This is a genomic window from Paenibacillus rhizosphaerae (assembly GCF_014192015.1).
GTDB classification, from domain to species: domain Bacteria; phylum Bacillota; class Bacilli; order Paenibacillales; family Paenibacillaceae; genus Paenibacillus_AQ; species Paenibacillus_AQ rhizosphaerae.
The window spans coordinates 235,962-261,721 of the sequence record NZ_JACHXJ010000006.1; the positions used below are offsets into that span (position 1 = coordinate 235,962).

The window sequence follows — 25,760 nt, forward strand, 5'->3', positions numbered from 1 at the left end:
CTAATCCCTCCCCAGCAGCTTGAAGATGATCCGGTTGAGTCCGATCATCATAATGAACAGCACCACCGCAATCGCAGACGCGTACCCCATCTCAAACTTGATGAATGCGTAATCGAATAAATGGGTCAAGATCGTATGACCCGCGTACAATGGACTGGGCAGCCCGACCAGTTGGATGCTGACATCGAATACCGTAAGAGAAGATACGACCTGAAGCACGGCCCCAAAGAGAAGCTGCGGCTTCACCGACGGAACGGTAATGTACAGAAGCTCCTGCCACCGGTAGCGCACACCGTCGATAGCGCCCGCCTCATACAAGTCCTTTGGAACGTTCTGGAGACCGGCAAGGAACGCCAGAAACCCTACCCCCATGCTCATCCATAAAGACACGATAATGATGACCGGCACGATCGAGTGAACGTTCTGCAGGAACAAATAGGGTTCGTCGAATAACCCCAGCTTCATCGCGTAATAGTTGATCAAGCCCTTTCGGTCCCCGGCGAATAAATACAGCCACACGACAGACATCGCCACCGCGCTCGTGATGGAAGGCGTGTAGAAGCAGAGCGTATAGAAAAACCGGTACTTCACCGGAATTTGGCTGATGAGCCAGGCGAGCAGAAATGCCATGATATAGCCGACGGGGCCGGTGATAAAAGCAAACTTGAGCGTGGTGCCCACCGCTTTAAGAAAGATGTCGTCATCCACGAACAGCAGCCGGTAGTTCGATAACCCGATAAACCGCGGCTTCTCCAAAATGTTATAGTACGTAAAGCTAAGTCCGATGGACATGAAGATGGGAACGATTGTGAAGAAGAAGAATAGGATCAGGAAAGGAGCCAGCAAGAAGTACGATACTTTATGGCGTTTGATCTCTTTCCACAGCTGCAGCAATCTGCCCGGCGGCGATGCCGCCGTTTGGACAGGCGTGCTCGTGACTTGCGTACCCAGACTATCACTCATGGCTGGTCCTCCCCTTCCTTCCCGGCTTCATCCGTAATACGGTCCAGGCCGAACTCCTCCCGCTTCTTCCGGAGCTCCTTGTCAATCTCCCGGACGCCCTCTTCGACGGCTTCGCGGATGTTCTTGCCGTTCAGCACAATTTCGTTCCACATGTTCGCGATGTAACGGGTCGTGTAGTAACCGCCCAGCACGATCTCCCTTTCCCGGAACCAGTCCCATTGCTCCAGAATGGCGTCGATATCCTCCTTCTGCCACGGCATTCGCTTCAAAGCCTCGACATTCGCCGTGTTCCAGCGGGCTTCGACGCCGAGCAAGGATTCCAGCTCCGTGCCAAACCGCTCCTGCGAGTCGGCACTCGTCCACCACTTCAGAAATTCCCAAGCTTCTTCCTTCTTTGTGCTCTCCTTAAAAATAATGCCGGTCTGCCCCAGACCGCCGGTGGAGCGGTTGATTTGTCCGTCTTCCTGGCGGATGCCCGGAATTGGCTTCATCCCCCACCAGCCCGTAAGCTCCGGAGCGGCCGTGGACAACAAAATATACGTCGAGTAATCCGCCACGCCAATAGGCATCTCGCCCGAGCGGAAACGGTTGTAGAAATCCGCCTGCTTCTGGATTTTGTAATTCGTGAACAGGTCCGTCCACAGCTTCATCGCTGATAACGCCTGCGGTTCGTCCAGGCTCGACTCCTTCCCGTCTTCCTTGTAGAAATCTCCCTTGGATTGAAAAAGAAAGGGAGCGAACTCATTGATCGCCAGATTCGGATTGTTGGCTGCGTGCGGATAGAAAAAGTCCATCCCGTTCTGCTGAAGCTCGGGAATCAAAGCCTTCACTTCGTCCCAGGTCTCCGGAATCTGATCCTCTGCGATGCCTAGCTGTTCCATGATATCCTTACGGTAAAAGAGCATGTAGAAGTTCTGATTCTCGGGAAGGGCATAGTCGCCGCCGTTGTATTTGTACGGGATGAGTGCACCCGGCCGGAATCGCTTCGCCACGTCTTCATAGTCCGGAAAGTCCCTCAGGTTTACGAGACCGTCACGCACAGCAAAGTCGATCGGCACTTCGCCCTCCACTCCCAACGCGACATCCGGCGCGAGTCCGGCGGTATTGGCAAGAAGCAGCACCTGGGTCTGGTTCGCCGGGACGACATTCACGTTCACCTTGATGCCGGTCTGCGGAGTAAAGTCCTCATCAATCATTTGTTTAATGATTTGAACCCAGTCGCGTCCCCGCGCGACCCATATGTCCAGCGTCTCCTGGTTGTCGTACACATTGCCGACGCCGCCGTAATCCTTCGTAAAGGATTGGGAGAAATCGCGTACGGCCGTCCAGGCCCTTACATATACGGGCGCTTCGGCTTTGGGCCACTCATGCCCAGGGGTCTGAACGATCAAGTAGTCCAGAAGCAGGCTCTGCTTGGTCAGTCCGTTCACCCACAGCCCAAGGGAGGACTGCAAATCCGTGATCGCCTGCAGCCTGGCTGGAATGCTTGCTGTTTTGTCCGCCATGCTGATCATTTGGTCCCTGGCTTCGTACAGCGTGCTGATGTCGGAGCTGCCTTCCTTCACCCCAAGCTTATAAAGCTGCTGGATCGCATCATCGAAAGATTTGGCGAGCAGGTGCAGCCTCGGGATCAGGTTCGGGATATTCTCCTCCAGACGCCAATCTCCGTTGGGGTCCGGATTCGTCCCCGTCACGCGGATGACCTCCCGGGACAAGAGGGAAATGTTGTGGGTCGTGTCGGTTACTTTCTCCAGCACTTCACCCAAAGCGCCGACTTGCACTTCCATGCGGACCTTGTGCTTACCCTTCTCCAAATAGAATTGGTAGGGCTTGCCGTCATCTCCGAACTTCGCGATCTCCCACGTATGGCTGTATGGGAAATTGACAGCATTCATCTCTCGAAACGCCAGCTCGCCGTCAATCGTCACTTTCCGCTGGGTCGGGAACCCGTTCAAGAACCACTGGCCATATCTTGCACCCATTTCATACAGACCGCTTTCCGGCACTTCAAACTCCCATTCGGCCCACTGTCCCCCCAACTTCCAGGCGGCACCGCCAAATGTATTCAAGACGATGGCATTTTTGTTAAAAGGCTCCGTGATCGGTTCCCGGTCTTCCACCCGCTGCAGGGTCGGATCCGAACGAAGAACCGCATTTTCCGCCTGAATCTTGATTTGTACGTCCTGTCCGGCTGCCCGGTACCCCTTCTCTTCATACGTCTTGGCGACGTCTTCATAAGCGGGCGTCTGGGCCGGGGAATGAATCGTAATTTGTCCGATAGCCGCAGGCTCACGGATCGCCTCGATTCGAAGCGTGTGCCGGCCCTTCGTCAGATGGAAACGGAAAGGCTCCTGCACGCGGGCTTCCGTATCCTGAAATTCGCGGTACTGCCAACCGGAAACCTCCTCCCGGCGGGGGTTGAACTCATTGCCCTGATTGTCGTACCACGGTTCGCCGACTTCTTTCCACATCCGCTTAAATTCGAGTTTTTTCGCCTGAAAAAACGGATACGCCCCATCCAGCTTCACCGCGCGCACAACGGACGCTCTCTTCCCTTTCAACGCGTAGTAGCTCATCCCCATTTGATAATTGCCGTCCTCCGGGACGTCAAACGTATATTCCACCCAGCTCGACTCTTCCGTCAGAGCCAGCACCCTCCCGCTTTGGCCGCCCAGATTTTCCTCCACCTTCGTTCCCGCATCGCTCACAGCAGAGAAATTCATGGAATCGATCGTCCGGGAAAAACCTTCCGGATCCGCCGCTCCTTCCTGATCGTTCTTGGCCGCATATTTCAAGTAGGATGGCTCCAGCTTGGAGGAAATGTCCTCCTGTTCCAGGATCGAATTCTCGTCCAAATCGGAATATTCCGGTATGGATGCCATCGCCGTATCGTCGTAGCCGCGTCCCGCATTCCAGCAGTACAGAAGGAACGCCAGCACCAGAATGACGGATATCGTTACCTTATATCTCATTACAATGGATATCATAAAAGCCGATCCTCCAATCAAGTCGCCTCCATCAGGCCCGTTTCGAAGCGGACAAGCCGCACCGAAAGGCGCGGCCGAACATATCCGTGATCAGCTTAAAGCGTCACTTCATGTTGAGTTCCTTTTTCAACTTGTCGATATCCGGCTTCAGCTTCCGGTTAATATCGTCCTCGATATTGTTGAGGGTCGTCTTGGCATCGATATTTTTGTCAATGGCTTTCAGAATATGCTCCAGCCATATCGGCCAAGCCTTGCCGTCCAGCGCCGTTAATTTGCGCGGCTGAATCGACTCGGCAATTTTGTTGTACATTTCCAGATCCTTTTGTCCGCCCAGATAAGCATTGGTATGTTCCTTGATGTAATCCTTCGCGTTAATGCTGTTCCAGCCAGGCTGAATGGAATGCTTAATAAACTGCTGCCATGCGTAATCCGTATGCATGAACTCTACCCATTTCCAGGCCAGGTCCTTGTTTTTCCCCTGCTTCGGAATGACGAATCCCGATCCTCCCGATCCCCAGCTGATGCCCAGTGGCGGAGCGGTTGCACGCCATTTTCCTTTCTGATCCGGAAAGTTGCTTTCAATTTCCCGGGCTCCCCAGGATCCAAGCATCACCATCGCCTGCTTGCCGCTGGTCACAAGCGGCTTGCCGCCTTTTGCGTCAAACATACCCATGTGGGGGGCAACCTTCATTTGGTTCTGGCGCTTGGTCACATCCAGCACTTTGGCGAGCTCATCCGTATTGCGGACCCAGTTCAGATCCGTATCGAAGTAGCCTACGGCGTCTCCAGCCCAGTGAATCGGACCGTCCCGCCATTCCATGGCGTATTTGCCGTTGGCCGTCAATGTCTCAACGACCGTCATCCAGTTCTCCGGATCAGCCATATATTCGCCCAAAAGCTCCGGATCGCTCTCCAGACCCAGCTCTTCAAAAATATCCGCGCGGTAATATGCAACCCCCGGAGTCACATCCCACGGGAAGGCGAGCAGTTTGCTATTGTCCATGTTCATCCAGCGAACCCAGTTGTATTCCGTCGTATCGTCTTTGAAAACGCTTGCGTTATAAGGCGCCTGCAACAAATCCTCCAGCACGTCCCCGGCCAAATAACGAGGGAATTGCCCCTGCTCTACCTGAGATACATCGGGAGCCCCTTTGCCTGCCGCCAACGTGGTCTGCAGCTTATCATGAAGCCCGCCGAAATCTATTTCCGTAATCTTGACCTTGATGTTCGGATAGAACTTGTTGAAATCTTTCAGCAGTGCGTCGTAAGGGGCTCTGGTCCAGGTCCAGAAGGTGATTTCTCCCTTCAGGCTTTCATCTACGGCAGGTTCAGGAAACGCTGATGCTTGTTCGGCACCCTCTGCGGATGCTTCTTCCCCATTGGTTTCTTTATCTTCGTTGTTTGAAGCGGCTGCATCATCGCCCTTTTCCTGGGTGCTGCTCTGGGCTGCCGGCGGATTCGAACTCACACCGGAACTGCAGGCAGACAGAATAAAGACGGCGATGAACATCAATAGAACCCCTTTAAGCCATGCTTTCCTCATCGTAAACCTCCTCTTGGAATAACGATCCCACAGCAGCCCTGCCAACCCTTGTGCCATAAGCGTTCACAGCGCTTCGGATCATCATGTCATGACCGTTTTATTGGTCTTTCTACCATTGTAAAGGGATCATTTTTCCGAAAAAATGAACGATTTCAAAAAAAAGCTTTAATATTTTAAAACGCTTTCATTTTTTTAAAAATGCCTATGGTTCCAGCTAGAGCTCAAAGGTACGGTCAGAGACAAAAAAAAGACGGCTTCCGGTAACAGAAGCCGCCATACCTTGCACGCCCGCTCAAGAATCTGGGATACCTATCTTCAATCCAAACGATACAGCAGCCAAAACTGCGCGGGGCCGCCGGGAATGTCCTGCCACGTTCCGACATCCGCACCGCTGTTAATGCCAGCTCCGTTGACGTCAAGCGCTTTTCCCGTCTGTGCATTATACCATTTACAGTACCCGTTGCCGGTATCCACGAGTTTCCACTTTTGCGTATCCAAGCCTTGATACTCCGCTAAGCCCGCTCTTCCCCATGCGGCCGCAGGATCGATCACGGTCAAGGCTTTACCGGAGTCTGGATTCACGAATGAATACGTTCCGTCCTCATTCAGGGCGATCTTCCAGCGCTGCGCCGCCCCTCCGTCAGAATCATCCTTCATCTGGGTCCACACCTCGCCCGCAGCATTTGGATCGATTGCACTGAGAGCTTTTCCGCCATTCGGGTTAATCAGTTTATACTCGGCTCCAGGCTTAATCGAGAAGGTGTTACTGCCAGCAAGTTCAATATAGTCGATGTCAACGGCATGTTTGCTCTTCGCAAATTCGATGACGTTGCCGTAGCCTTTCTTCAACTCCACCTGGATCGAAGCCGTTGCATATTCCTTGCTTCCCGTGTGAGGCAATGCCACCGTCACGGCCGGATGACCATTCACCGACACCTGTTCCGAGGCATCGGGACCTGCGGTGTTCGAATATCTAATGTTTAAGGTATAGCTTCCTTCTTCGGGCACAATGACGTCCTTGATCGACAAGGAGCTGTTCGTGTTATTGAGCCGCACGACTTTGCCGCCGGACGCGCCTGCCTCTTCCTTAACTAACGCTTTGGCGGGTGTTCCATGCTCCGCTTCAATCCGATAATCGCCCGATGGGACTGCAAGTGGGCCGTTTGTCGGAACTCCAAAGTTCGGGGAACCATCCTCATTCCAGGTAAAAGGCTGCACCCGGGTCGGCCGGGGGCCGCAGCCTTGACCGGGGTTGTTGTTGCCGTGGTACACGATTAAATCCTGCGTCCCGTCCTTGGATGGGACAAAGGAGTTGTGTCCAGGAGCGTATACGCCATTTGCCGCCGACTTGGCGAAAACCGGCTGCTCGCTCTTCGTCCACGACGCGGGATTCAGCAGATCGCTTGCAGCATCCGCGCTCAGGATACCCAGTGAGTAGTCATCCTCCCAGCAGGCGCTTGCGGAAAAGACGAGATATATTTTCCCCTGATTCTTCAGAATGACAGCGCCTTCATTAACAGGCATGCCTTTCATTTCCCAATCGTATTCGGGCTTGGTCAGGATACTGCTGTCCCCGTCCAGCGTCCACGGATTCGACATGGGGGCGATGGCGATCGCGCTGCCGTGACTGCCCGACCAATCCCCATAGGCCGCATACAAAAAGTACAGCCGGCCATTATGGTCGAATACGGTGCCGTCCAATCCTGCATACTGTGTATTCAGCTTACCTTTGTCCGTCCAGCTGCCCTGCAAAGGATCCGGAGAATCGTTCTCCAGGACGTATACTCCCCGGCAGTCATCGCCGCAGCCGGTATTCGCCGTATAGTAGATGTACCACTTGCCGTCGATATTGTGAATTTCAGGTGCCCAGATGTCTTTTAAGCCGGAAGGGGGCGTCCATACCGTCTTTCGTTCTCCCAGATCCATCGCGGTCAATGATCTGGATTTCCAAATATCCAGCCTGTTGCCTAACGTGCGTGTAAAGTAATAGTACCCATCCGAATGCAGCATCACGTACGGATCCGCTCCCGCCGTATTGATCGGGTTTGAATAGTTCGTCGTTGATGCAGCTGACGTTGGGTAAGCCCCAAAAGAAGTCCATGTCAGCATAAAGAGAAGAATGAGCGATGCGAATTTAAAACCGATTCTTCTGACAGCATACATTGTTTTGGCACCTCCGGTATGTATAGTGTTGATCGCGATCACGCAAAAACCATTATAGGCCAGGAAAGGCATGTATAGTTCCGGAAAGCGGCATATTTCTGCCGGACAATTAAACATAAGATAAACCGGATTCGACGGTCGAAAGCAAGAAAAACGTGCATCGACGTACATTCCTAGAAGACAGACCGCGGCCGCCCCAAAAAAACCAAAGGCCGGCTCAGGAATGAGCCGGCCAACGATATGAGTCCTTTACAACATTAACGTTCGGATTAAATTCAACTTATAATTACGTGCAGATTCATAATTCTATTTGACACGCTTGATGTCAAAAAAGTCGATCTCCCCGTAGCCTGCGCCCTTGGTGAAGCGGATGGTATTAGTGCCTGCATGGAGCTGAATGCGCGCCGTGGACAATCCCCAGTTCTCCCAGCCTTTATTCGTGATGTAAAAGGGGCTCGGCGTACCCGAATTGACGGCCAGCTGAAGATGGGACCAGTCCCCTCCGGCCGTCCCGTTCGCGGTTCGCGCCATCAGTATATATTCTCCATCCTTCGGCACCTTCACGGCATATTCCACGTAGCTCTCCGGCGTATCGATATGTCCGGCCTTCATGCCGCCCGATCCGTTCGGACTTTGCGAAGCGTAAGCCGCTCCGCCGAACGTCCCTTTTTCCCCCTCAACACGGATGTGCGTTCCTTCGCCGGAAGGCAGTTGAATCGGGACATTGGGATCAGCCGGTATGCCCAGATTTGGCGTATGGTCGGCATTCCACGTGAATTTCTGCATGCGGATCTCCCGGTTCCAACCGGCACCGTCGAATTTGGCCGTATGATATACGATCCAGTCCTCCGTTCCGTCGGGCGATTGGGTAAACGAATGATGTCCAGGGCCGTAAAGCCCGTTTCCGGACGCAAAGATCGGCTGGCTGCGTTTCGTCCAAGAAGCCGGATTCAGCAAATCGCTGGAAACGTTGGCCGTGATGAGCCCGAGGCAGTAATCGTTCGTCCAGCTTCCGCTCGCCGAGTACACCAGGCTGATGACGCCGTCCCGCACGACAACCTGCGGGCCCTCGTTAACGTAAGGCGAGTGGTTGGTCTCCCACGGATAGGTCGGCCTGGAAATTTCAACGCGCTCGGAGTCGATCGTCCAAGGGTTGCTCATGTGGGCGATGTACAGGTTTTGACTCACATTGACATCCCCCTCCCAGCCCGACCAAATAAAATAGAGCTGTCCCCCTGCCTGCAGCACGGTACCGTCGATAGCCCATTTATTCGTCTTGTCGGTGATCTGCCCCTTGTCCTGCCAGGTTCCCTGCGTCGGGTCCGCCGACGTATTTTCCATCACGTACATGCGGTGATTCACGTTGTCGCCGTCATCCTTGGCGTAATAGATGTACCAGGCCCCGTCAATATAATGAAGCTCGGGAGCCCAGATATTGCAGCAGCCCGTTTCGACGACCCGGGTCGGAGCCGCGTCGATCGTCGTCAGCTCGGCCGATTTCCAAATCGTTACGTTGCCGCCTGTCGTTTTCGTGAAATAGTAAAAACCGTCCGTATGCTTGTAAACCCAGGGGTCCGCTCCATCCTGCATGACGACGTTATAAAAATTGTTCCGGCTGGAAGCCGCTTCCGTGACCTGCCCCATGGGGACGAGCAGCAGCATGCATAACGCAAGCAGCAGCGGATTACGCACTATAGCCTTCATGTACAGGTATCCTCCTCTTCGGGAATATAAACTCATACCGCAACCTTCTCCAAAACCTTAATCTTCAATGGCCGCTTTGCGGGAATTGATACGTCGAATCACTTCCGGATCAAACTTCTGGCGTCTGTCGTAGGTGTACAGCCCGTTGACTTCCTGTTCCACGTCATACAGCTGGGTATAACAAAATCCGAACATCATCGGGTGCTCAAGCAAAGCGCTCGTCAGCCCTTCGTACCGCTTGAGGAACGCCTCCTCGGATGTCGGCCGGTCGCCGTAGCCCCAGGCCTTGTCGTCCTTCTGGTCGGGGTTCCACCAGATGCCGCCGTATTCGCTGATAAAATAAGGCTGCCCGCCGTACGTCTGCCGGTTCGGAAACGTGTTATACACTTCACCGCCGGTTTTCATCGGCTCGTACCTGGCCCGGAACGTCTCCGGATTTTGGTCGTAATCATGCAGGTCGAAAATATCCGTCACGACGTGGAAGTTGCCGCTGGTATCGATCACCGGGCGGGTCGGATCCAGCCGTTTCGTCGTCTCATACACGATGCGCAGCACCTCGTTATCCTGTTTGGCCCCGTCCCGGTCCCATGTCTCGTTGAACGGGCACCAGCCGATAATCGCCGGATGATTGTAATCCCGCTCCACACCTTCCAGCCATTCGGGCAAAAACCGCGACAAGCTAGCGGAAGTGGTAATGTCCAGCCCCCAGTTGGCATGCTCTCCCCAGACGAGATACCCCAGCCGGTCGGCCCAATACAAGAAGCGCGGTTCGAACATTTTCTCATGAAGTCTGGCCCCGTTGAATCCGAGGCCCAGCGAAATTTCGATATCCTTCCGCAGATCCTCGTCCGTAGGTGCCGTATAGATGCCGTCCGGGTAAAAGCCTTGGTCCAGCACGAGCCGCTGGAACACCGACTTTTCGTTGATCCGGAACGCCAGGCCGTCCAGCCGCACCGACCGCAGGCCGAAATACGAATCAACCGCATCGGCGTCCGCCTGGCCCGGCCGTTCGAGCGACAGCTTCAGGTCATAGAGCCGGCCGTGGCCCGCCTCCCACAAATGGACTTCAGATACAGGCAGGGTCACCTTGACGCATGGTCCTTGCACCGCAGCCGCGGCCTCGCCGACCTCTTTTCCGTCATAGAAGGCGGACGCCTTCAGCTGCGCTCCGGCGGCGTTTCCACTGACCTTCACTTCCAGATGCACGCATGCATTCGCCGGATCGGCCATGACCTTCATGTCCGAGAGATAGGTTTCAGGGACCTGCTCCAGCCATACGGTCTGCCAAATGCCCGTCGTGCGCGTGTAGTCGCAGCCGTGCGAGTGGAAGCGTTCACTTTGCTTGCCGCGCGGCTGGCTTCCTGAGCGAACGTCATCCTCTGCATAGACGGTCACCACGTTGGCGCCTTCCTTGACATACGGGGTAATATCAAAGCCGAACGAGGAATACCCGCCGCGATGCGTGCCGACGGAGGTTCCGTTCACCCACACCTCGGTTTCGTAGTCGACCGCGCCGAAATGCAGCAGGATTCTGCCGCTGTTCCAATCCTTCGGCAGGGTGAATTCCCGCTTATACCACACGGCGGCCATGAAGTCCTTATACTCCACGCCGGACAGCTTGCTCTCCGGACAAAACGGAACGGTGATCGTTCCTTCGAGCGCGTGCTCCGGCTGGTGATAGCCGCGCTCCTTCCCACTCTTGCCGTGATCGATTTCAAATTGCCAAGGGCCGTTCAAATTCAGCCAGCGGTCCCGCACCCATTGCGGACGCGGGTATTCGGGACGGGGGATGCTGAGGTTCGATTCCATAGAAAAACTCCTTTCCGGGTCGACTTTTAGTTAACTAATTAGTTAATTATTAATCCTAAAATTCTCACATAGATATTAAAATACCTGTTATATTTAGTCAATGATTTTCTTGTTCAGTTAACCATTTGGTTATACAATGGAAAGACAACACCTATAAGACCGAATCGGAGGCCTCTATGGAAATCAAGGTAAGCCAGGAAAATCTACCATTATTCGTTGCACTGGCGTCGGAAACGCGCGTTCGGATGGTCGAAATGCTCAGCAAAGAAAACCTCAATATAAGAGAAATGGCGCAAAGGCTGAACCTGTCCTCCGCCATCGTGACCAAGCATGTTCAGCAGCTGGAAGAAGCGGGCATTCTCCATACGGAGATGACTGCGGGCAAGCGCGGCATGCAGAAGCAGTGCTCTCTTCGTCTGGAGCAGGCATCGCTGGTATTCAAAACGGACGGCGTCCAGCCTCCCGAGACGCATCAGGAAGGCTATGACGTCGACATTCCCGTCGGGCAGTACTCCAGCTGCCAAGTCAAGCCGACCTGCGGATTGGCTTCCGAATCCAAGCTGATCGGCATGCGCGACGACCCGCGGTATTTCGCCGAGCCGGAGCATGTGAAAGCCCAGCATCTTTGGTTCGCCTCCGGCTATGTCGAATACCGCATTCCCAATTACGTCTCCGGCAAAAACAGCATCAGCGAGCTTCGCATCTCCCTGGAGATCGGCGCGGAGGCCCCCGGCTACGCCGAAGATTGGCCTTCGGACATTACCTTTCTGCTCAATGACGTTCCCGTGTGCGTCTGGACCTCTCCGGGCGATTTCGGCAGCGTACGCGGAAAGCTGAACCCTTCGTGGTGGGATCCCGGAAGCTCCCAGCACGGCCTGCTGAAAACGCTGCTGGTGACCTCTTCCGGCACGTATATGGACGGCGTGAGGATGTCGGATGTATCAATACAGGATATTCCGGTCCTGCCCAGAGAAGAAATCCGGTTCCGTATCCTGTCGCCGGAGGACGCGCGGAATGCCGGCGGCGTCAGCTTGTTCGGCAGGCACTTCGGCAATTACGGGCAGGACATTCAAGTCCGGATCCGCTATTAAGCCCGAGGCTCAGGCCAAACGGTCATGTTTACCGGAACATGCCGCTTAATCTGAGCCTTTTTCGTTACTCTTTTCACACGCTTAGCCTTCCATCGATTATTCCTCTCCAGAAGGCACAGGTAGATCATGTGTATCGCTCCAAGGAACACCGAAATCAGGCGTACCGTCCGGATTCCAGACGAACTTCTGTATGCGCGTCGAGCGGAGGCTCGTATCGGAACCGGGCGAAGGAAGCGCATGGTAGACGATCCAATCCTCCTGATCATCCGGAGACTTCGTAAAGCTGTTATGGCCTGTTGCATATACTCCGTTTTCTACGCTTTTGCGAAATACAGGCTGCATCGATTTTTGCCATGAAGACGGATCCAGCGGATCGGCATCTTCACTCATCGTGAGCATCCCCAAGGCATAGTCCTCGGACCAGGTCGTGCTGGCTGAATAAACCAGAAAAATCCGGCCGTTGCGATGCAGCGTAACGGGACCTTCATTAATGGCCATTCCGCCTTGTTTTTCCCACGGGAGTGTAGGGGCAGTAAGCAGGTAATGTTCCCCTGTCAATGTCCAAGGATCGGCCATTTGAGCAATATAGATCGCAGATCCATAATCGGGGAAATTTCCGTAGCCGGCATACAGAAAATAGAGCTGGTTCCGCACGGACATCACGGTGCCGTCCAACCCAGGGACAGGCGTCTCCAGTGCCCCTTTCCAGCTCCACTCGCCTTCCAGCGGATCAGCATTTTCGTTCTCCAGTACGCATATCCGGCGCGATTCATCGCCTCCCCCATCGTTCGCCGTATAGTAGATGTACCATTTGTCATTCAAATAATGTATTTCCGGCGCCCACAAATTGCAGCTGTAGGGGCCTCCCGGTTCGGGCGTCCAGATGGTCTTCTTGCGCCCCCCGGCAATGCCGGTCAAGCTGGAAGATTGGGTAAGCTCCAAGCAGCCTGACCTTGTTGCCATAAAATAGTAGCTGCCATCCGTGTGCTTAAGTACCCAAGGATCGGCAGCGTTGGCGACGATCGGATTGCAAAACGTCTTCGTTTGGTTGGACATGCTCTCACTCCTTTTCCCTGAACAAACCAGTCATCCCTTTAATTATCCGGTGCGGGCCTAAGACTAACAATGATGAAAACGACTTACTCCCCGACATAAAAGGGAATTACCGAATCGTTTTCGACGGACGAAAAAGAGAACCGTCCTGCCAAGAACGGTCCCCATCATCTTTCGATTCATTGATTTTGTTTGCGCCATTCCAGTGGAGTGACTCCAGTCGATTGGATAAAGAACTCATAAAACCGGCTGGATGAGGTAAACCCCACCTCGGAGGCGATCGAATCGATTGCCTTACCGGTTTGCTGTAACAGCCGTTTGGCCTCCATCAAACGAAGGCTGATGATATATTGCTTCGGCGAAACGCCGATCGATTCCGTAAATTTCTTCCGAAGGTTGCTTTCGGACAGAAAATGACGCGCTGCCAGTTCGTTAACGGTAATGCGGGTATGATAGCTGCTGTGGATTTCTTTTAATACGTTTTCTATGACACCATGATGGGTATCTGCTCCTGGCACCGCCGATTCCCGGTTACGCTGGAATACCAGCAGTGCGGTCTCAAAGGCAATCCTCATGATGTTGTAGGAGTCGATCGTTTTCCTTTCCGAGTTCCATTCTTTCTCCAACTGAAATAAACAGATTTCCACCCAGCGCGTATCGTCAGCGTCGAGATGGCTACTGCGGATCCGCTGCGATTGACTCTCCGCTTCATGAAAGAGATATTGGCAGTGGACCGGAAGCTGATCATGGAGAAAATGAACGGAAACGCCTTTCCACGGTTTCGTACACACGAAGCCATGATGCAGCCCGGAAGGGATCAGGATCAGGTCGCCGGCAGCCACCTTGATATTCTGTTCGGAAGAGCTGTAATACCCATCCCCTTCCAAAACCAGGGTTAACTCATCATATTCATGGGAATGCGACATAAAGAGGCCCTCACCTTGACTTGCCTGAAAGGTGTGAGGTTTAAAGCGCTCCATACTAACTACAAAACCCTTAACACGGTTTCCCAAGATTAGCATCCTCTTTCCCTTGACGCTTCTTTCTCCTTTTCATTCTATGAAGTCCGCCTCGCTCCGTCAATGATCGCCAAACGGAGGCCTCTCTCTTAATTTCAATCTATCAACGCAATGAGCCATGCCCCGCTCGCCTTGTCCTTCAATAAAGAATAGGTCATGACGCCTTGCTCTATCTCTTCGTCCATATCATCGAACCAATCCATGTTCGCCTTGATGTCATTCTCACTGAGCATATTTTGTTTGAATTTCGCTGCATCATGATCAACAATGGCTTCCATTATTATTTTGGACCTTCTCGGCTATATCCTGCGTAAAAAAAATCTTCCACGTGATCCTTTCCGATCTATGCCAAAAATGCACCTTCCAACCGGTCAAATGAGCACATGAAAAATCGCATCATTTGAACCTATTGAAAGATGCATATGAGTGTAAACGATTCCCCCTTCTGTAAAGGAGAGACTTCGCTCCTCAGGACACCGGAATCGTCGGCGCCTTCGGCCGGCTGCGCAAAGCCCGGGTCGCCTGCAGGGTGATGGCATACACGAGCAGGGACACCAGAATGGCCCCAAGCAGCGCAGCCGTCGCCCCCAGCTGAACATGCTGCTCCAGGAAACGATGCGCAGCCAATCCCGTCACCGTCATGACGATCCCTCCGAAGCCCGCCTTGATCACCATGCGGAAGTCAAAATAAAAGCCGATCGAGCCCGCCACCGCATAGAAATTGAGCACGGTCAGCATCAGGATGCCGAGCCCGAAGCCAAGCGCAACGCCGCGGATCCCCAGGTTCGAACCGAGCACGAAGATCAGGCTGATCTCAAAAATGTTGGTCATGATATGGTTCCACATCACGGTGGATGCTTTGCCCAGTCCGAGCAGAATCGCCTTCAGCGGCGCCTCAAAATAATGGAGGAAAAACAGCGGCGCCAGCAGCTGCAGCAGCACGCCCGCTTCCGGCGAATGGTACACAACCGTCGTCAGCGGCACCGCCCACATGTACAGGATGACGGTACAGGGCACGCCGACCAGCAGCCCCGTGCGCATCGCCATGTCCATGCGGCTGTGCATGAGCCGGGTGTCGCTCTCCGCGCTGGCCTCGCTGATCGCCGGGATCAGCGCCGTCGACAGCGACTGGGTGAAGAAGCCGGGGAGAAACAGCAGCGGAATGGCGTACCCCGCAAGCATGCCGAACTGCTTCGTGGCCATCTCCACGCCGACGCCGGCCAGGACGAGGCTCTTCGTAATGACGAGCGGCAGAAACGCATGATAGATCGAATGGATGAAGCCGCTGCCGGTCATCGGCAGGCCGATGCGCAGCAGGTCCCGCAGCGTGCGGTCCCCCTTGAGCCGTACGCTCGGAGCAAACCGCCGCTGCTCCCTTGATTTCCCCCGGTTCGCCCATTTGAACACGGAGAACAAATAGAGCAGGCCGACGCCTTCGCCGATTACCGAAGCCCCCATGGCTCCCGCCGCCGCGTAGGCGATCCCGTAAGGCAGCAGCATGTTGACGACGCCAATGATGACGATGATCTGCGCCACATTCTCCAGAATGTCGGATAAGGCGAGCGGGTTCATGTTCTGCCGGCCGCGAAAATAACCCTTCAGCACGGCAGACATGGCGATAATCGGGATGATCGGCGTAATCGCCACCATCGCATAATACGCCCGCTGGTCGGCCAGCACGATCGAAGCGATCCACTTGGAGCCGAACAAAGCGGCCAGGGTCAGCACGACGCTGAGCGTCCCCGTCACCGACAGCGAGACGGCGAGAATCCGTTTAATCCTCGCCTCGTCCCCCTTGACTTCCGCCTCGGACACCAGCTTCGAAATCGCGACAGGCAGCCCGAGCTCGGTCATCGTAATAAACAGCGGAAGCAGCGGATGGGCGATCATCAAGAGCCCTACCCCTTCCGCTCCCAGAAAACGCGCCAGCACAATGCCGTTCACGAACCCAAGCCCCTTGGTAAAAAAGGCCGACAGGGTCAACACGAACGTTCCACGGATAAAGCTTTGCTTGTTCAATCCCATTGGTCACATCCCACCCACTGTTTGTCCTGATCTCTCTTTTATTAGCGTATTCGGACAAGGGGCAATACATGCAGACAAACATACTGCCAAGGCTTGAAAGAGAATCGTCTAACGACGTACCTGCTTGGAAGCAGACCGCATGCAGCGGTAAAAAAATCCGTCCCACCAAAGGGACGGATACGGATTTTTCGTCTTGTTCAATACGGATTCTTAGTATGATATTTTTTGGATCGTCTGCAGCAGCAGCTCTTCCATCTCGGCATCATCCACGGAATCGAGCATGTCCGGGAGGAACAGCTGGTATTTTTTCATCTTATAAAATTCAAACAGCGCCTGCTTCAACGAGAAGTCATGCCTCACGGCGAACGAAGGCTCTACGATATGGCGGAGCATGAGATCGTCTTGCACAACAGATAAGGTGGAGTTAACCGGATGAAAGACGTTCTTCTTCACGCCTGTCTCGTAAAACCGGCGCAGATTCCGGTGCCGCTCCAGTTCCGCTGTGCTCAGCCTTTCGTATAGAACCGGGTATACCGACTTGAGGTCCTCCACCAGAATATCGGGCATGTACAGCACGCATTGCAAAGATTGAATGTATAACATATGGAACCTCTTGCCCCATGAGAGCTCCTCGTCCTGCAATTGGACGTCCGCATTTTGCAGATATACGATGCAGTGATCCACAAACATTTCAATGATTTCGTCTTTGGATGAAAAATATTTGTACAGCGTCACTTTGCTGATATCCATGTGGCGGGCCATGTCGTCCATATTGATGGTGCTGAACTTGCTTTTTCTCAACACAGGCTTGATTTTATCCAGGAACAAATTTTTGTTCTCCATCTTTTTCATGTTGTCCTCCGCTCCAAACGCTTAATACGCCCATTATATCATATTGAACTCCTTTCATTCTGTGTAATCACCTTATATGAAAATAACTAAATTAACGGTTCTATAGTAAACGGGTTCATCTTAAGACGACCGGATCCGTACCGCCGCCTCTTCACACCTCGGGTCATATCTTTAACCCGCTTAACTTTTCACCGCACAAAAAAAGCTGCCGAGCGGTCTAGACCCGCTTTGGCAGCACCTTCTGATATCTGCGCCGCAGTTCGTGCAGCTCCTCGCTTCCCGCAACCGCCTGCTCCTCCATCTGCTTGCCGACCGCCACGATCAGCGTCTCAAGCATGGCCACCGGCGCCACCATGGAATGGAACTCCCACAGCTGGCCGCGTGCGGTGTATAGGGTCACATCGGCTTTCTCCAGCATGCTGCTGACCGCAAGATCGGTGACGAGCAGCGTGCGGTAGCCCTTCACCTTGGCATGGTCCAGCAGCACCGACAGCTCCGGCGACTCGGATACGAAGCCGAAGATGACGATCACGTCCTGGGGCTGTACATGCACCAGCAGGTTAAACAGCTCGTGCCCGCCCCGGTCGAGCCGCTTGACCCGCATGCCGAACCGCGTCAGCCGGAAATCGGTCAGCGCGGCCAGGCTCTCCGCGGAGCCGGGCCCGTAGATGTACACGGTTCCCGCTTCGCGCAGCAGCGACGCCGCCCGGTCAAACGCCTCCTGGCTGAGCCGGTCGGCCGTCTGCTGCAAATAATCCGCGCCGACCAAGAGGCTCTGCGCCGCGTCGTTTTCGTTCATTTTCGAAAACGCCGACTGCAGCTTCTGCGAGGGGGACAGCAGCATTTCGTCCTTCACCTTCTGCTTGAATTCCTTCAAGTTTCTGCATCCCACCTCGGACCAGAACCGCGACACCGTCGATGTGCTGACCTGGCAGGCGGCGGCGATGTCCTCCTCCACCATAAACGGGATGTCTTCCATATGCTTGCTGATATAATCCGCGATCCGCTGGTGTCCGCGGGACAGCTTATGGCCTTCCAATGCAAGGTTCATAATCTTGCCACCTCTCTAAAGCGGGATGAATGATCAACGGCCTTAACGTTATAGAGGATAAACCATTACACAGCCTCTACTTCGACCTTCTTTTTCAACAGCTTCTTCACCGCGCCCGCCGCACGCACCTGCAGATGCAGGCTCGGGGAAATGACCCGCTTGCAGGCCCCCGCCCGGATGGCCGCCTTCAGCTCGGCGACGGTCTCATAATCGCCCGGCAGGACGTTGTACACGCAGCCGACCTGGAACATCTGGTGGGCGTCGCTGCCCGCCACGACCGGCACACCCAACTCCGCGCCAAGCGGCAGCACCAGGGCGATATTTTCCTGGATGCCGATCTCGTGCAGGTCCTTGCCGTTCAGGTCGAACGCGTCAAACCGGCGCAGCAGCTCCCGGTCCACATGGTACAAATGGTTGGACTCCCGGAACGGGTGGCCGCCGATCACCATCATGCCCCGCGGCTCGCACAGCTCGAACAGCTCGGCCAGCCCGATGAACGAACCGGCTGCTGTGTGCGGCTCAAGCAGAGCGCGGACTTCGAGCAGGGCGTCCTTGGGTCCGGAGACGAGAATATGCCCGCCCTCGGCTACGTCCACTTCCATACCTGTAAAGATTTTAAACCCGTCGCGGTCGTAATAGTGGTTGTTGCACGGCAGCATCCGGTCGAGCGTTCCGTAGACCTCGTCGAAGCGGCGCGTATTGAAATGCTCGGTCAGCGTGATCGCCTGCAGGCCCTGATCGCGGGCCTCATCCAGCATCTCGTTGAAATGATCTATGGAAAAATCGGTTTTCTTGGACAATTTAACATGAAAGTGAAAGTCGATATTCATCGGTGTATTTCCTCCAATAGGGGTGTAATAGTCGTCACGCCGGTCTCCAGGCGCCTGCCCGTCTCCCGGTCGTATACGTTGATCCGTTCTTCGCGGAAGGACGCGTACAGCACGCGTCCCGGAGTGTACTCCGGGTCGCCGATAACCCGAGCGCCCAGCTTCTCCTGGCCGTATGCGACCCTCACCAGCGTCTCGCCGCCCGCGGGCAGCACGTCCTCCACCTTCACCGGAATGGAACCGGCGGTGTGGGTCTCGTGCAGCACGACGTCTTCCGGCCTCACAGTCAGGACGACCGCTCCCGCTGCATCCGCTCCGCCGTTCGCGCCTGACAGCCGGAAGCTTCCGAGCGCCGTGCTGACCGTGCTTTCGCCTCCGCTCGTGCGGCACACGCCCTCCACCCGGTTCAGCGGATGGTCCGAGCTGCCCATGAACTCCGCTACCTGCAGCGTCCGCGGATGACGGTACAGCTCGCGCGGGGTATCCGCCTGCACCAGCTCGCCGCCGAAAAACACCGCGACCCTCGTCGACAGCGTGATCGCCTCATGCTGGTCATGCGTCACGTAGACGATCGTCGTGCCCAGCTCACGGTGCAGCCGCTTCAGCTCGGCGCGCATCTCCGTCCGCAGCTTGGCGTCCAGGTTCGAGAGCGGCTCGTCGAGCAGCAGGATCGACGGGGACGTCACGATCGCCCGGGCGATCGCCACCCGCTGCTGCTGCCCGCCGGACAGCTCTCCCGGATACCGGTCCGCCAGCTCGGGGATGCGCATTTTGTCCAGCGCCGCCAAGACGCTCCTGCGGATCTCGGCCTTCGGCTGTTTGCGCACCTGAAGGCCAAAGGCCACGTTGTCAAAGACGGTCATATGCGGCCACAGCGCATAGCTCTGGAACACCAGGCTCACGCCCCGCTTGGCGGGATCCAGATGGTACGCCAGGCTGCCGTCGGCCACCTTGTTCCCGGAGATGACGACCGTTCCCCCGTTCAGCTTCTGCAGGCCCGCGATCGTGCGGAGCAGGGTCGTCTTGCCGCAGCCCGACGGGCCGAGCAGCGTCACGAAATCCCCCTCCTCGACGGTCAGGTCGATGCCCTTCAAAATATGCTTCTGCTGCACATGCACATGAATCTGCCGCAGTTCAATCGCGTTCATTTATTGCCCTCCCCATCCTTTGGTCAAATCGGCCTTCCCGAACTTCACCGCAAGGGCGTAAACCGCCACGACGATCGCGATAATGATCATCAGCACGACGTTGGTGAGCTGGTCATACCCTTTTTCCACATAATAAAAGGTGAGCGTCGTCAGCGTCTCTGTCCGCGGCGTCACGAGCATGATGATCAGCTCCATCTCCTTCATCGCCCCGATAAACACGAGGATAAAGGCGGACAGCAGGCTCTTGCGGCTGAGCGGCAGCAGCAGGCGCCGAAAGCGAGTGAACCAGGAGGCGCCGCCGAGCACGGCCGCTTCCTCGAGTTCCGGGCCGATCTGCATCATGGCGGCGCCGCCCGCCTTGACGGTAAAGGGCAGCTCTTTGACCACCGTGATCAGAATAATAATCGTGATGGTGCCGTACAGCGCCGGAATGAACAGCACCGGCTTCGCAAACATCGTAATATAAATCGCCGCGAGCGAGATGCCCGGGATAAAATACGGGAAAAACGCCAGCTGATCCACAAGCCTGCCCATGGCTGTGTTTTTGCCGCGGGCCACCGCATACCCGAACAGAAGTCCGATGACCGCGGCCGCGACCGAAGCAATGCCGGCGATGATCAGCGAATTCTTCAGCGCCAGCAGGAAAATCGGGTTCTGCAGCACGCCTTTCTCACCGGTGTTAATATTCGGGTCCGATCCGCCCGCCCAGTAATGAAGCGTGAAGTTATCCGGGCTGAGCGAGCCGTCCTTCAGCAGAAACGTCTGCAGCAGCAGCACAATAAAAGGCACGACCGCAATCAACGCCATGCCGGCCACCGTCCCCGCCGCGGCCGGGAGCCGCCATTTGCCGAGCGGCACATGCGTCACCGCGCTGCCCTTGCCCGTCACCGTCACATAGCTGCGCCGGCCGCCAAGCAGGCGCTGGTTGAGATAGATCGCCAGCATGGTGATCAGCATCAGCGTCAGTGACAGCACGTTCGCCTCGGTCGTCAGCCGCGACCGCATGCTGGAGTACAGCATCGTCGAAATCATGTAGAAGTTCACCGGGGTGCCGAGCAGCGCGGGCACGCCGTAGGAACTGACCGCCTTCGTAAAGATCAGAATGAATCCCGACAGCACCGACGGCAGCATCAGCGGAAACACGATCCGGCGCAGCACCTGCATCCGCCCCGCGCCGGCCATTTCGGCCGCCTCTTCCAGCTGGCTGTTCATCGAGCTGAGCGCCGCGCCCACGAGCAGGAAGAAATACACGCTGTCGTGGATCGACAGGGTCAGCACGATCGGCACGAAGCCGTACGCCAGCCAGTCCGGCGGCGTCACATGCAGCACCGACAGCAGAATGCCGGGCGTGCCGCCGATTTTGCTATTTTTAAAAAAGGTCAGCCACGCCTGGGACAGCATCCATGACGGCAGCAAGTACGGGATGATCGCCAGAAACGTAATCGTCTTCTTGAGCGGAACGTCGGTCCGCGTTACGAGCCAGGCAAGCCCGCAGCCGAAGACCATGGACAGCGCCGAGACGGTCACGCCCACCGACAGCGCGTTCAGCACCGGCTTATAGAAGAGGGACCAGCTCATATCGCTTGCCAACACGCGGCTCCAGTGGTACAGCGTCAGGTGCCCCGGGTCCGCCGCGGGCGTAAGCCGGGCGTCCTGGGTTTTCCATACGAACGTCGACCAGATCAGGTTCAGGACCGGCCAGACGATCGTATACGCCAGAAACAGAAGGGCCGCCGCTCCGATCAGGTACAGCGGATTCCGCAGCGCGTCCCGGCACCGGTTCAGCCACCTTGCTTGCCGGGTATTCAACACGGGCTTATGCAGCATCCCGTTTCCCTCCTGTTTGTGTCATTTCGGTCTTTCGGTCCGTCATTTCTGCTTGATCCAGAAGTCGCGGACCTTCGGAGCTTCGAAATACAGCTTCTCCCCGTCAAACACCCACAGGTTCAAATCCTCGAAAGCCACTTCGTTTTTGGTCTTGACATCGGAGCGCGGCACCCAGGAGCCCACTTCATTAAACGGCGTCATGCCTTCGCCCTGGCCGTCCTTCTCACCCATCATCCATCGGATGAACAGCTTGGCCCCCGCCGGATGCGGCGTTTTGTTCGCGAGGAAGAGGTAGCCCGAATCGGGTACCGACGTCTTCGGCTTGATGTCATAGATCGGCAGGATGCTCCAGCCTTTCTCCTCGACCTTGGACACGTCGCCGGATACCGCCAGCCCGACCGCATCGCTGTTCGCCTTGCCGATCGCATCCAGCACGTCGTCGCTTCCTTTTAACACAACCAGCCCGTTGTCGAACAGCTGCTGGATGAACTCGTACCCCGCGTTCTCCGTGCCGTGCAGCTCGATGTCCTTGCCGAACTTTTCCTTGTACGCCGCCGCCATATCGTCGCTGTGGATGACCATCGTCGTAAACAGATCCATGAATGCCGGCGAGCTGAGCGGATCGGCCGTATAGACCTTGCCCTTGAATTCCGGGGTGGTCAAGTCCCACCAGTTCGTCACCGGCGCGGACTTGTAATGTTCGGTATTATAGAAAATGGTGCGGAACTCCAGGTAGTTGGCATACCCTTCGGCCTGCGTGCGGTACGGCTCGTCCACCTTCTCCGCCAGATCCTCCGGCAGGTACTTGACGTACCGTCCCGGCTTCACCATCTCCTCTTCGACGGCCCCGCTCACTTCCTTCGTGATGATCACGTCCGGGTTAAACTGCCCGGCGTCCTGCTCCTTCGTCACCTTGTCCATCATCTCATCGGACTTGACTTTGCTGACCTCGACCTTGATGCCGGGGTACTGCTTCATGAACGTCTCCGCAGCGTCGTTGGCGCGCCCCGAAGTGGAGTAGACGATGACCTTGCCTTCCTTCTTGGCCTGCTCGTACAGCGCTTCCGGTGTTTCGCTGCCGGACGCCTCTGCCGTATCCCCCGCGCTCTGCACTGTCCCGGCCGGCTTGGCCGATGCGTCTGAAGCGCCCGCGGTGCCGCCTTCTCCCTGCCCGCATGCGGTCAGCAGCAGGGCCGTGCCCAAGATGAGCGCCGCCGCTTTGCCTGGCCAGGACCAGGTTGTCCGTTTTCCTTTGGGCGCGTATGTATCCCGCACGGTTCCCGTTTTTTCGCCCGCATTTACCATCAGAATACTCCTCGCATTTCCGTTCCTTTTTGACCTCATATCGTATGGCCTCCCCATCGTTCATTCAGAATTAGCGAAGCGTGATTGATATCCGGATGTTTCGCTTACCTCTTCACTATAGGGACAGAGTGTCAACGGAATGTTAGGCGGACGTGCGATTTCGGTAAAAAATTATCAAAAATTTATTGTAAGATAAAAAACTTTCATTTTTCCCGTGGTGCCGATTCCTTTCTGAAGCGTCCAGGTTTCCTCCGCCTTCTCCCACTGCCGGCATGCCCAAGGCGCCCCTTCGGTTTTCTCGTATCCGCTGCTTTTGATCTATAGAAATCATTTTCATAGTCGTGCCTGCAAACCCCGATCGATTGCACTGTAGTGGCAAATTCCTTGATTTTTGTGCGTTTTGCAATCTCTCTATGCCCATTCCCTTTCTCTCTTCCGGCATATGATGCTCATACATTTGATATTTGGAGATGAGCAGATGACAACCCCCATTGATGTGTTCATTCCGGCGATCGAGAAGGACCTCGCGACCCTCCCCCATGTCATAGATGCCGTTAGAAAATATGTACAGCACCCGATCCATGAAATCATCATCGTGGCGCCCCGGAAGCAGCGGATTCTGGATTTGTGTTCGAAAAAGGGCTGCCGGTTCGTGAACGAGGACACGGTTCTGCCCATTACGAAGAAGGACATACACTACCAATCCAAGACATGGGACCGGTCCGGTTGGTTATATCAGCAGCTGCTGAAGTTGGGCGGCGATAAGGTGTGCTCATCCAAGTACTATTTGGTGATCGACGCCGACACTGTGCTCATTCGCCCCCATACCTTCAAGACGGGCGACAAGACCGTGTTTTACTGCCGGAACTGGAGCCAGCCCGAATACTTCAGCACGTACAGGAAGCTGATGGGCAAAAGCCGCGCTTCCAAACGCTCCTTCGTCACGCATTACATGCTGTTCGAGAAAGCCAAAGTCAGACAGTTAAAGCAGGCGATCGAGTCCAAACATAACACGAGCTGGTACGCCGCCATTTTGAGAAGCATGAACAAGTCCAGGCAATTTGCTTTTTCCGAATTTGAAACGTACGGCAACTTTCTGTATTCGTCGGAACCCGGCAGGATGGCGCTGAAACAGGCCAACAACAAAAGCCTGCATATGAGCTTTTCCCAAATCTCGCCTTCCAAGATGTCGTCCCTGCAGCAAAAATACCGGTCTGTTTCTTTTCACGAACGAAAAGGGTATTCGAAATCTTCCAAGGTGAGCACGAAATGAAGCCCTATGTCGTTGTATGGAAAGGCCCTATCCATAAAGCCAGCGGTCTTGGCCGTGCCAGCAGAGCCTATGCCGTATCCTTGAAGCGGCAAGGGGTCGCCGTCCGATTAAGTCTGCCAAACCACCGCATACAAGACGCCGCCCGAGTCAAAAAGGTTCTCATTTACCACCATCCTCCCAGCCGTATGCAGTGGAAAAAGGCGCGCAGCACGTATGACTTCATCCTGTTAAACACGGTGTGGGAAACGAGCAGGCTCCCCGCAAGCTGGCTGCCTCATATGAACAAATTCGACGCCGTTTGCGTGCCATCCCGGCATAATCAGAGGGTTCTGAGGAACTGCGGCGTCACCGTCCCGATTTTCGTCGTTCCCCATGGGGTGAACGCCCGGGAGTTTCATCCGAACCATCCGAAGCTATCTTTGCCGGCAGCTGCAGGGAGGTTTGCGTTCGTGTCCGTCTTCGGCTTTCAGCACCGCAAAAACCCGGAGGGACTGCTGCGGGCGTACTGGGAGGAGTTCTCCTCCAAAGATAACGTCATACTGGTCATCAAAACGAACGGATACGCGGCTAATGAGACGGAGACGTGGATTAAAAGGCAGGTCATACAGTACAAAAAGAGACTGGGAATTCAAAAGGATACGGCCCCTGTCGTCATCATCGGCCGCCATATGAGTGAAAGCCAGCTAAAAGGCCTGTACGCGCTCGGCAATGCCTTCGTCCTCCCGACACGCGGCGAGGGTGTCGGACTGCCTTATTTAGAAGCGCTGGCAAGCGGCATACCCGTCATCGCTACCGGCTGGGGCGGGCAGATGGATTTCCTGACGCCCCGCAACGCCTTCCTGGTCCCGTATCAGCTCCAGAGCCCGGTGAGCAGCATGAACCGCGCCATTTCCAGAAGGTTCAGCAACCTGTTTGCGCAGAAGGGGCAGCGATGGGCCGAACCGGATTTAAACAGCCTCAAAAGGCTTATGAGGCAAGCGTACGAAAATCCCGGGCTTTGTAAACAAAAAGGAAGCCAGGGCCGAAAGGATATGCTCCAGCTGTCGTGGGACCAGGCCGGAATGCTCATGAAGCAGGCGATTGAAGAGACGATGCGTTCCAAGAAATAAAAGTGAAGGGC

The 25,760-nt window shown here is 55.3% G+C and carries 19 protein-coding genes; 3 read left to right on the forward strand and 16 right to left on the reverse strand.

The features are described from left to right. The 6 genes from FHS19_RS28760 to FHS19_RS28785 form a co-directional block, all read right to left on the reverse strand. The gene (locus FHS19_RS28760) at window positions 1–963 is read right to left on the reverse strand and encodes a carbohydrate ABC transporter permease (protein WP_183585662.1); all 963 of its coding nucleotides are present in this window, start codon (window positions 961–963) and stop codon (window positions 1–3) included. Next, window positions 960–3,950, reverse strand: coding sequence for an extracellular solute-binding protein (locus FHS19_RS28765; protein ID WP_183585664.1), 2,991 nt, complete (start codon window positions 3,948–3,950; stop codon window positions 960–962). Before FHS19_RS28765 ends, FHS19_RS28760 begins: the two co-directional genes overlap by 4 nt. Window positions 3,951–4,053: 103 nt before the next feature. Next, complete coding sequence (locus tag FHS19_RS28770; RefSeq protein ID WP_183585673.1) at window positions 4,054–5,493, reverse strand: ABC transporter substrate-binding protein; 1,440 nt, start codon at window positions 5,491–5,493, stop codon at window positions 4,054–4,056. A 315-nt stretch (window positions 5,494–5,808) separates the two neighbouring features. Further along, a complete protein-coding gene (locus FHS19_RS28775; protein WP_183585675.1) occupies window positions 5,809–7,656 on the reverse strand; it encodes a family 43 glycosylhydrolase in 1,848 nt (615 codons plus the stop codon). A gap of 306 nt (window positions 7,657–7,962) precedes the next feature. Beyond that, window positions 7,963–9,360 (reverse strand): family 43 glycosylhydrolase, encoded by a 1,398-nt coding sequence (locus FHS19_RS28780; RefSeq protein ID WP_183585677.1) that lies wholly within the window; start codon window positions 9,358–9,360, stop codon window positions 7,963–7,965. 57 nt (window positions 9,361–9,417) lie between these two features. Next, the gene (locus FHS19_RS28785; protein ID WP_183585686.1) at window positions 9,418–11,169 is read right to left on the reverse strand and encodes a glycoside hydrolase family 2 protein; all 1,752 of its coding nucleotides are present in this window, start codon (window positions 11,167–11,169) and stop codon (window positions 9,418–9,420) included. Between the two features lie 176 nt (window positions 11,170–11,345). Between FHS19_RS28785 and FHS19_RS28790 the strand changes: the two genes are divergently transcribed. Then, on the forward strand, window positions 11,346–12,260 hold the full coding sequence (locus FHS19_RS28790) for an ArsR/SmtB family transcription factor (RefSeq protein ID WP_183585689.1): 915 nt from the start codon (window positions 11,346–11,348) through the stop codon (window positions 12,258–12,260). A 96-nt stretch (window positions 12,261–12,356) separates the two neighbouring features. On the opposite strand, the gene FHS19_RS28795 is transcribed toward FHS19_RS28790, so the two are convergent. From FHS19_RS28795 to FHS19_RS28840, 10 genes are all read right to left on the reverse strand, one after another. After that, window positions 12,357–13,316: a glycoside hydrolase family 43 protein gene (locus FHS19_RS28795; protein WP_183585696.1), complete on the reverse strand. Its 960-nt coding sequence runs from the start codon at window positions 13,314–13,316 to the stop codon at window positions 12,357–12,359. 176 nt (window positions 13,317–13,492) lie between these two features. Beyond that, on the reverse strand, window positions 13,493–14,335 hold the full coding sequence (locus FHS19_RS28800; RefSeq protein ID WP_183585698.1) for an AraC family transcriptional regulator: 843 nt from the start codon (window positions 14,333–14,335) through the stop codon (window positions 13,493–13,495). Window positions 14,336–14,427: 92 nt separating this feature from the next. Next, window positions 14,428–14,610, reverse strand: coding sequence for a hypothetical protein (locus FHS19_RS28805; protein WP_183585700.1), 183 nt, complete (start codon window positions 14,608–14,610; stop codon window positions 14,428–14,430). Between the two features lie 190 nt (window positions 14,611–14,800). Beyond that, on the reverse strand, window positions 14,801–16,357 hold the full coding sequence (gene spoVB, locus FHS19_RS28810; RefSeq protein WP_183585702.1) for a stage V sporulation protein B: 1,557 nt from the start codon (window positions 16,355–16,357) through the stop codon (window positions 14,801–14,803). A gap of 210 nt (window positions 16,358–16,567) precedes the next feature. Then, window positions 16,568–17,209 carry a TetR/AcrR family transcriptional regulator gene (locus FHS19_RS28815; RefSeq protein WP_183585704.1) on the reverse strand — a complete coding sequence of 214 codons (642 nt, stop codon included), beginning with the start codon at window positions 17,207–17,209 and terminating at the stop codon, window positions 16,568–16,570. A 217-nt stretch (window positions 17,210–17,426) separates the two neighbouring features. Next, window positions 17,427–18,260, reverse strand: coding sequence for a MurR/RpiR family transcriptional regulator (locus tag FHS19_RS28820; RefSeq protein ID WP_183585706.1), 834 nt, complete (start codon window positions 18,258–18,260; stop codon window positions 17,427–17,429). 65 nt (window positions 18,261–18,325) lie between these two features. Next, window positions 18,326–19,090, reverse strand: coding sequence for a PHP-associated domain-containing protein (locus FHS19_RS28825; protein WP_183585708.1), 765 nt, complete (start codon window positions 19,088–19,090; stop codon window positions 18,326–18,328). Continuing rightward, window positions 19,087–20,235, reverse strand: coding sequence for an ABC transporter ATP-binding protein (locus tag FHS19_RS28830; RefSeq protein WP_183585711.1), 1,149 nt, complete (start codon window positions 20,233–20,235; stop codon window positions 19,087–19,089). Before FHS19_RS28830 ends, FHS19_RS28825 begins: the two co-directional genes overlap by 4 nt. Continuing rightward, on the reverse strand, window positions 20,236–22,062 hold the full coding sequence (locus tag FHS19_RS28835; protein ID WP_183585713.1) for an ABC transporter permease: 1,827 nt from the start codon (window positions 22,060–22,062) through the stop codon (window positions 20,236–20,238). Between the two features lie 42 nt (window positions 22,063–22,104). After that, on the reverse strand, window positions 22,105–23,406 hold the full coding sequence (locus tag FHS19_RS28840) for an extracellular solute-binding protein (protein ID WP_246426880.1): 1,302 nt from the start codon (window positions 23,404–23,406) through the stop codon (window positions 22,105–22,107). A gap of 439 nt (window positions 23,407–23,845) precedes the next feature. Here FHS19_RS28840 and FHS19_RS28845 point away from each other — a divergent pair, with 439 nt between their 5' ends. Both FHS19_RS28845 and FHS19_RS28850 read left to right on the forward strand, forming a co-directional pair. Next, window positions 23,846–24,640 carry a DUF6492 family protein gene (locus tag FHS19_RS28845; RefSeq protein WP_183585715.1) on the forward strand — a complete coding sequence of 265 codons (795 nt, stop codon included), beginning with the start codon at window positions 23,846–23,848 and terminating at the stop codon, window positions 24,638–24,640. Continuing rightward, window positions 24,637–25,749 carry a glycosyltransferase family 4 protein gene (locus tag FHS19_RS28850; RefSeq protein WP_183585717.1) on the forward strand — a complete coding sequence of 371 codons (1,113 nt, stop codon included), beginning with the start codon at window positions 24,637–24,639 and terminating at the stop codon, window positions 25,747–25,749. The genes FHS19_RS28845 and FHS19_RS28850 overlap by 4 nt, the downstream gene beginning before the upstream one ends. Window positions 25,750–25,760 lie beyond the last annotated feature (11 nt).

Coding starts and splice junctions, on each gene's coding strand:
- FHS19_RS28760 (WP_183585662.1), bottom strand. CDS start 963: ATGAGTGATAGTCTGGGTACGCAAGTCACGAGCACGCCTGTCCAAACG.
- FHS19_RS28765 (WP_183585664.1), bottom strand. CDS start 3,950: ATGATATCCATTGTAATGAGATATAAGGTAACGATATCCGTCATTCTG.
- FHS19_RS28770 (WP_183585673.1), bottom strand. CDS start 5,493: ATGAGGAAAGCATGGCTTAAAGGGGTTCTATTGATGTTCATCGCCGTC.
- FHS19_RS28775 (WP_183585675.1), bottom strand. CDS start 7,656: ATGTATGCTGTCAGAAGAATCGGTTTTAAATTCGCATCGCTCATTCTT.
- FHS19_RS28780 (WP_183585677.1), bottom strand. CDS start 9,360: ATGAAGGCTATAGTGCGTAATCCGCTGCTGCTTGCGTTATGCATGCTG.
- FHS19_RS28785 (WP_183585686.1), bottom strand. CDS start 11,169: ATGGAATCGAACCTCAGCATCCCCCGTCCCGAATACCCGCGTCCGCAA.
- FHS19_RS28790 (WP_183585689.1), top strand. CDS start 11,346: ATGGAAATCAAGGTAAGCCAGGAAAATCTACCATTATTCGTTGCACTG.
- FHS19_RS28795 (WP_183585696.1), bottom strand. CDS start 13,316: ATGTCCAACCAAACGAAGACGTTTTGCAATCCGATCGTCGCCAACGCT.
- FHS19_RS28800 (WP_183585698.1), bottom strand. CDS start 14,335: ATGCTAATCTTGGGAAACCGTGTTAAGGGTTTTGTAGTTAGTATGGAG.
- FHS19_RS28805 (WP_183585700.1), bottom strand. CDS start 14,610: ATGGAAGCCATTGTTGATCATGATGCAGCGAAATTCAAACAAAATATG.
- spoVB (WP_183585702.1), bottom strand. CDS start 16,357: ATGGGATTGAACAAGCAAAGCTTTATCCGTGGAACGTTCGTGTTGACC.
- FHS19_RS28815 (WP_183585704.1), bottom strand. CDS start 17,209: ATGAAAAAGATGGAGAACAAAAATTTGTTCCTGGATAAAATCAAGCCT.
- FHS19_RS28820 (WP_183585706.1), bottom strand. CDS start 18,260: ATGAACCTTGCATTGGAAGGCCATAAGCTGTCCCGCGGACACCAGCGG.
- FHS19_RS28825 (WP_183585708.1), bottom strand. CDS start 19,090: ATGAATATCGACTTTCACTTTCATGTTAAATTGTCCAAGAAAACCGAT.
- FHS19_RS28830 (WP_183585711.1), bottom strand. CDS start 20,235: ATGAACGCGATTGAACTGCGGCAGATTCATGTGCATGTGCAGCAGAAG.
- FHS19_RS28835 (WP_183585713.1), bottom strand. CDS start 22,062: ATGCTGCATAAGCCCGTGTTGAATACCCGGCAAGCAAGGTGGCTGAAC.
- FHS19_RS28840 (WP_246426880.1), bottom strand. CDS start 23,406: ATGAGGTCAAAAAGGAACGGAAATGCGAGGAGTATTCTGATGGTAAAT.
- FHS19_RS28845 (WP_183585715.1), top strand. CDS start 23,846: ATGACAACCCCCATTGATGTGTTCATTCCGGCGATCGAGAAGGACCTC.
- FHS19_RS28850 (WP_183585717.1), top strand. CDS start 24,637: ATGAAGCCCTATGTCGTTGTATGGAAAGGCCCTATCCATAAAGCCAGC.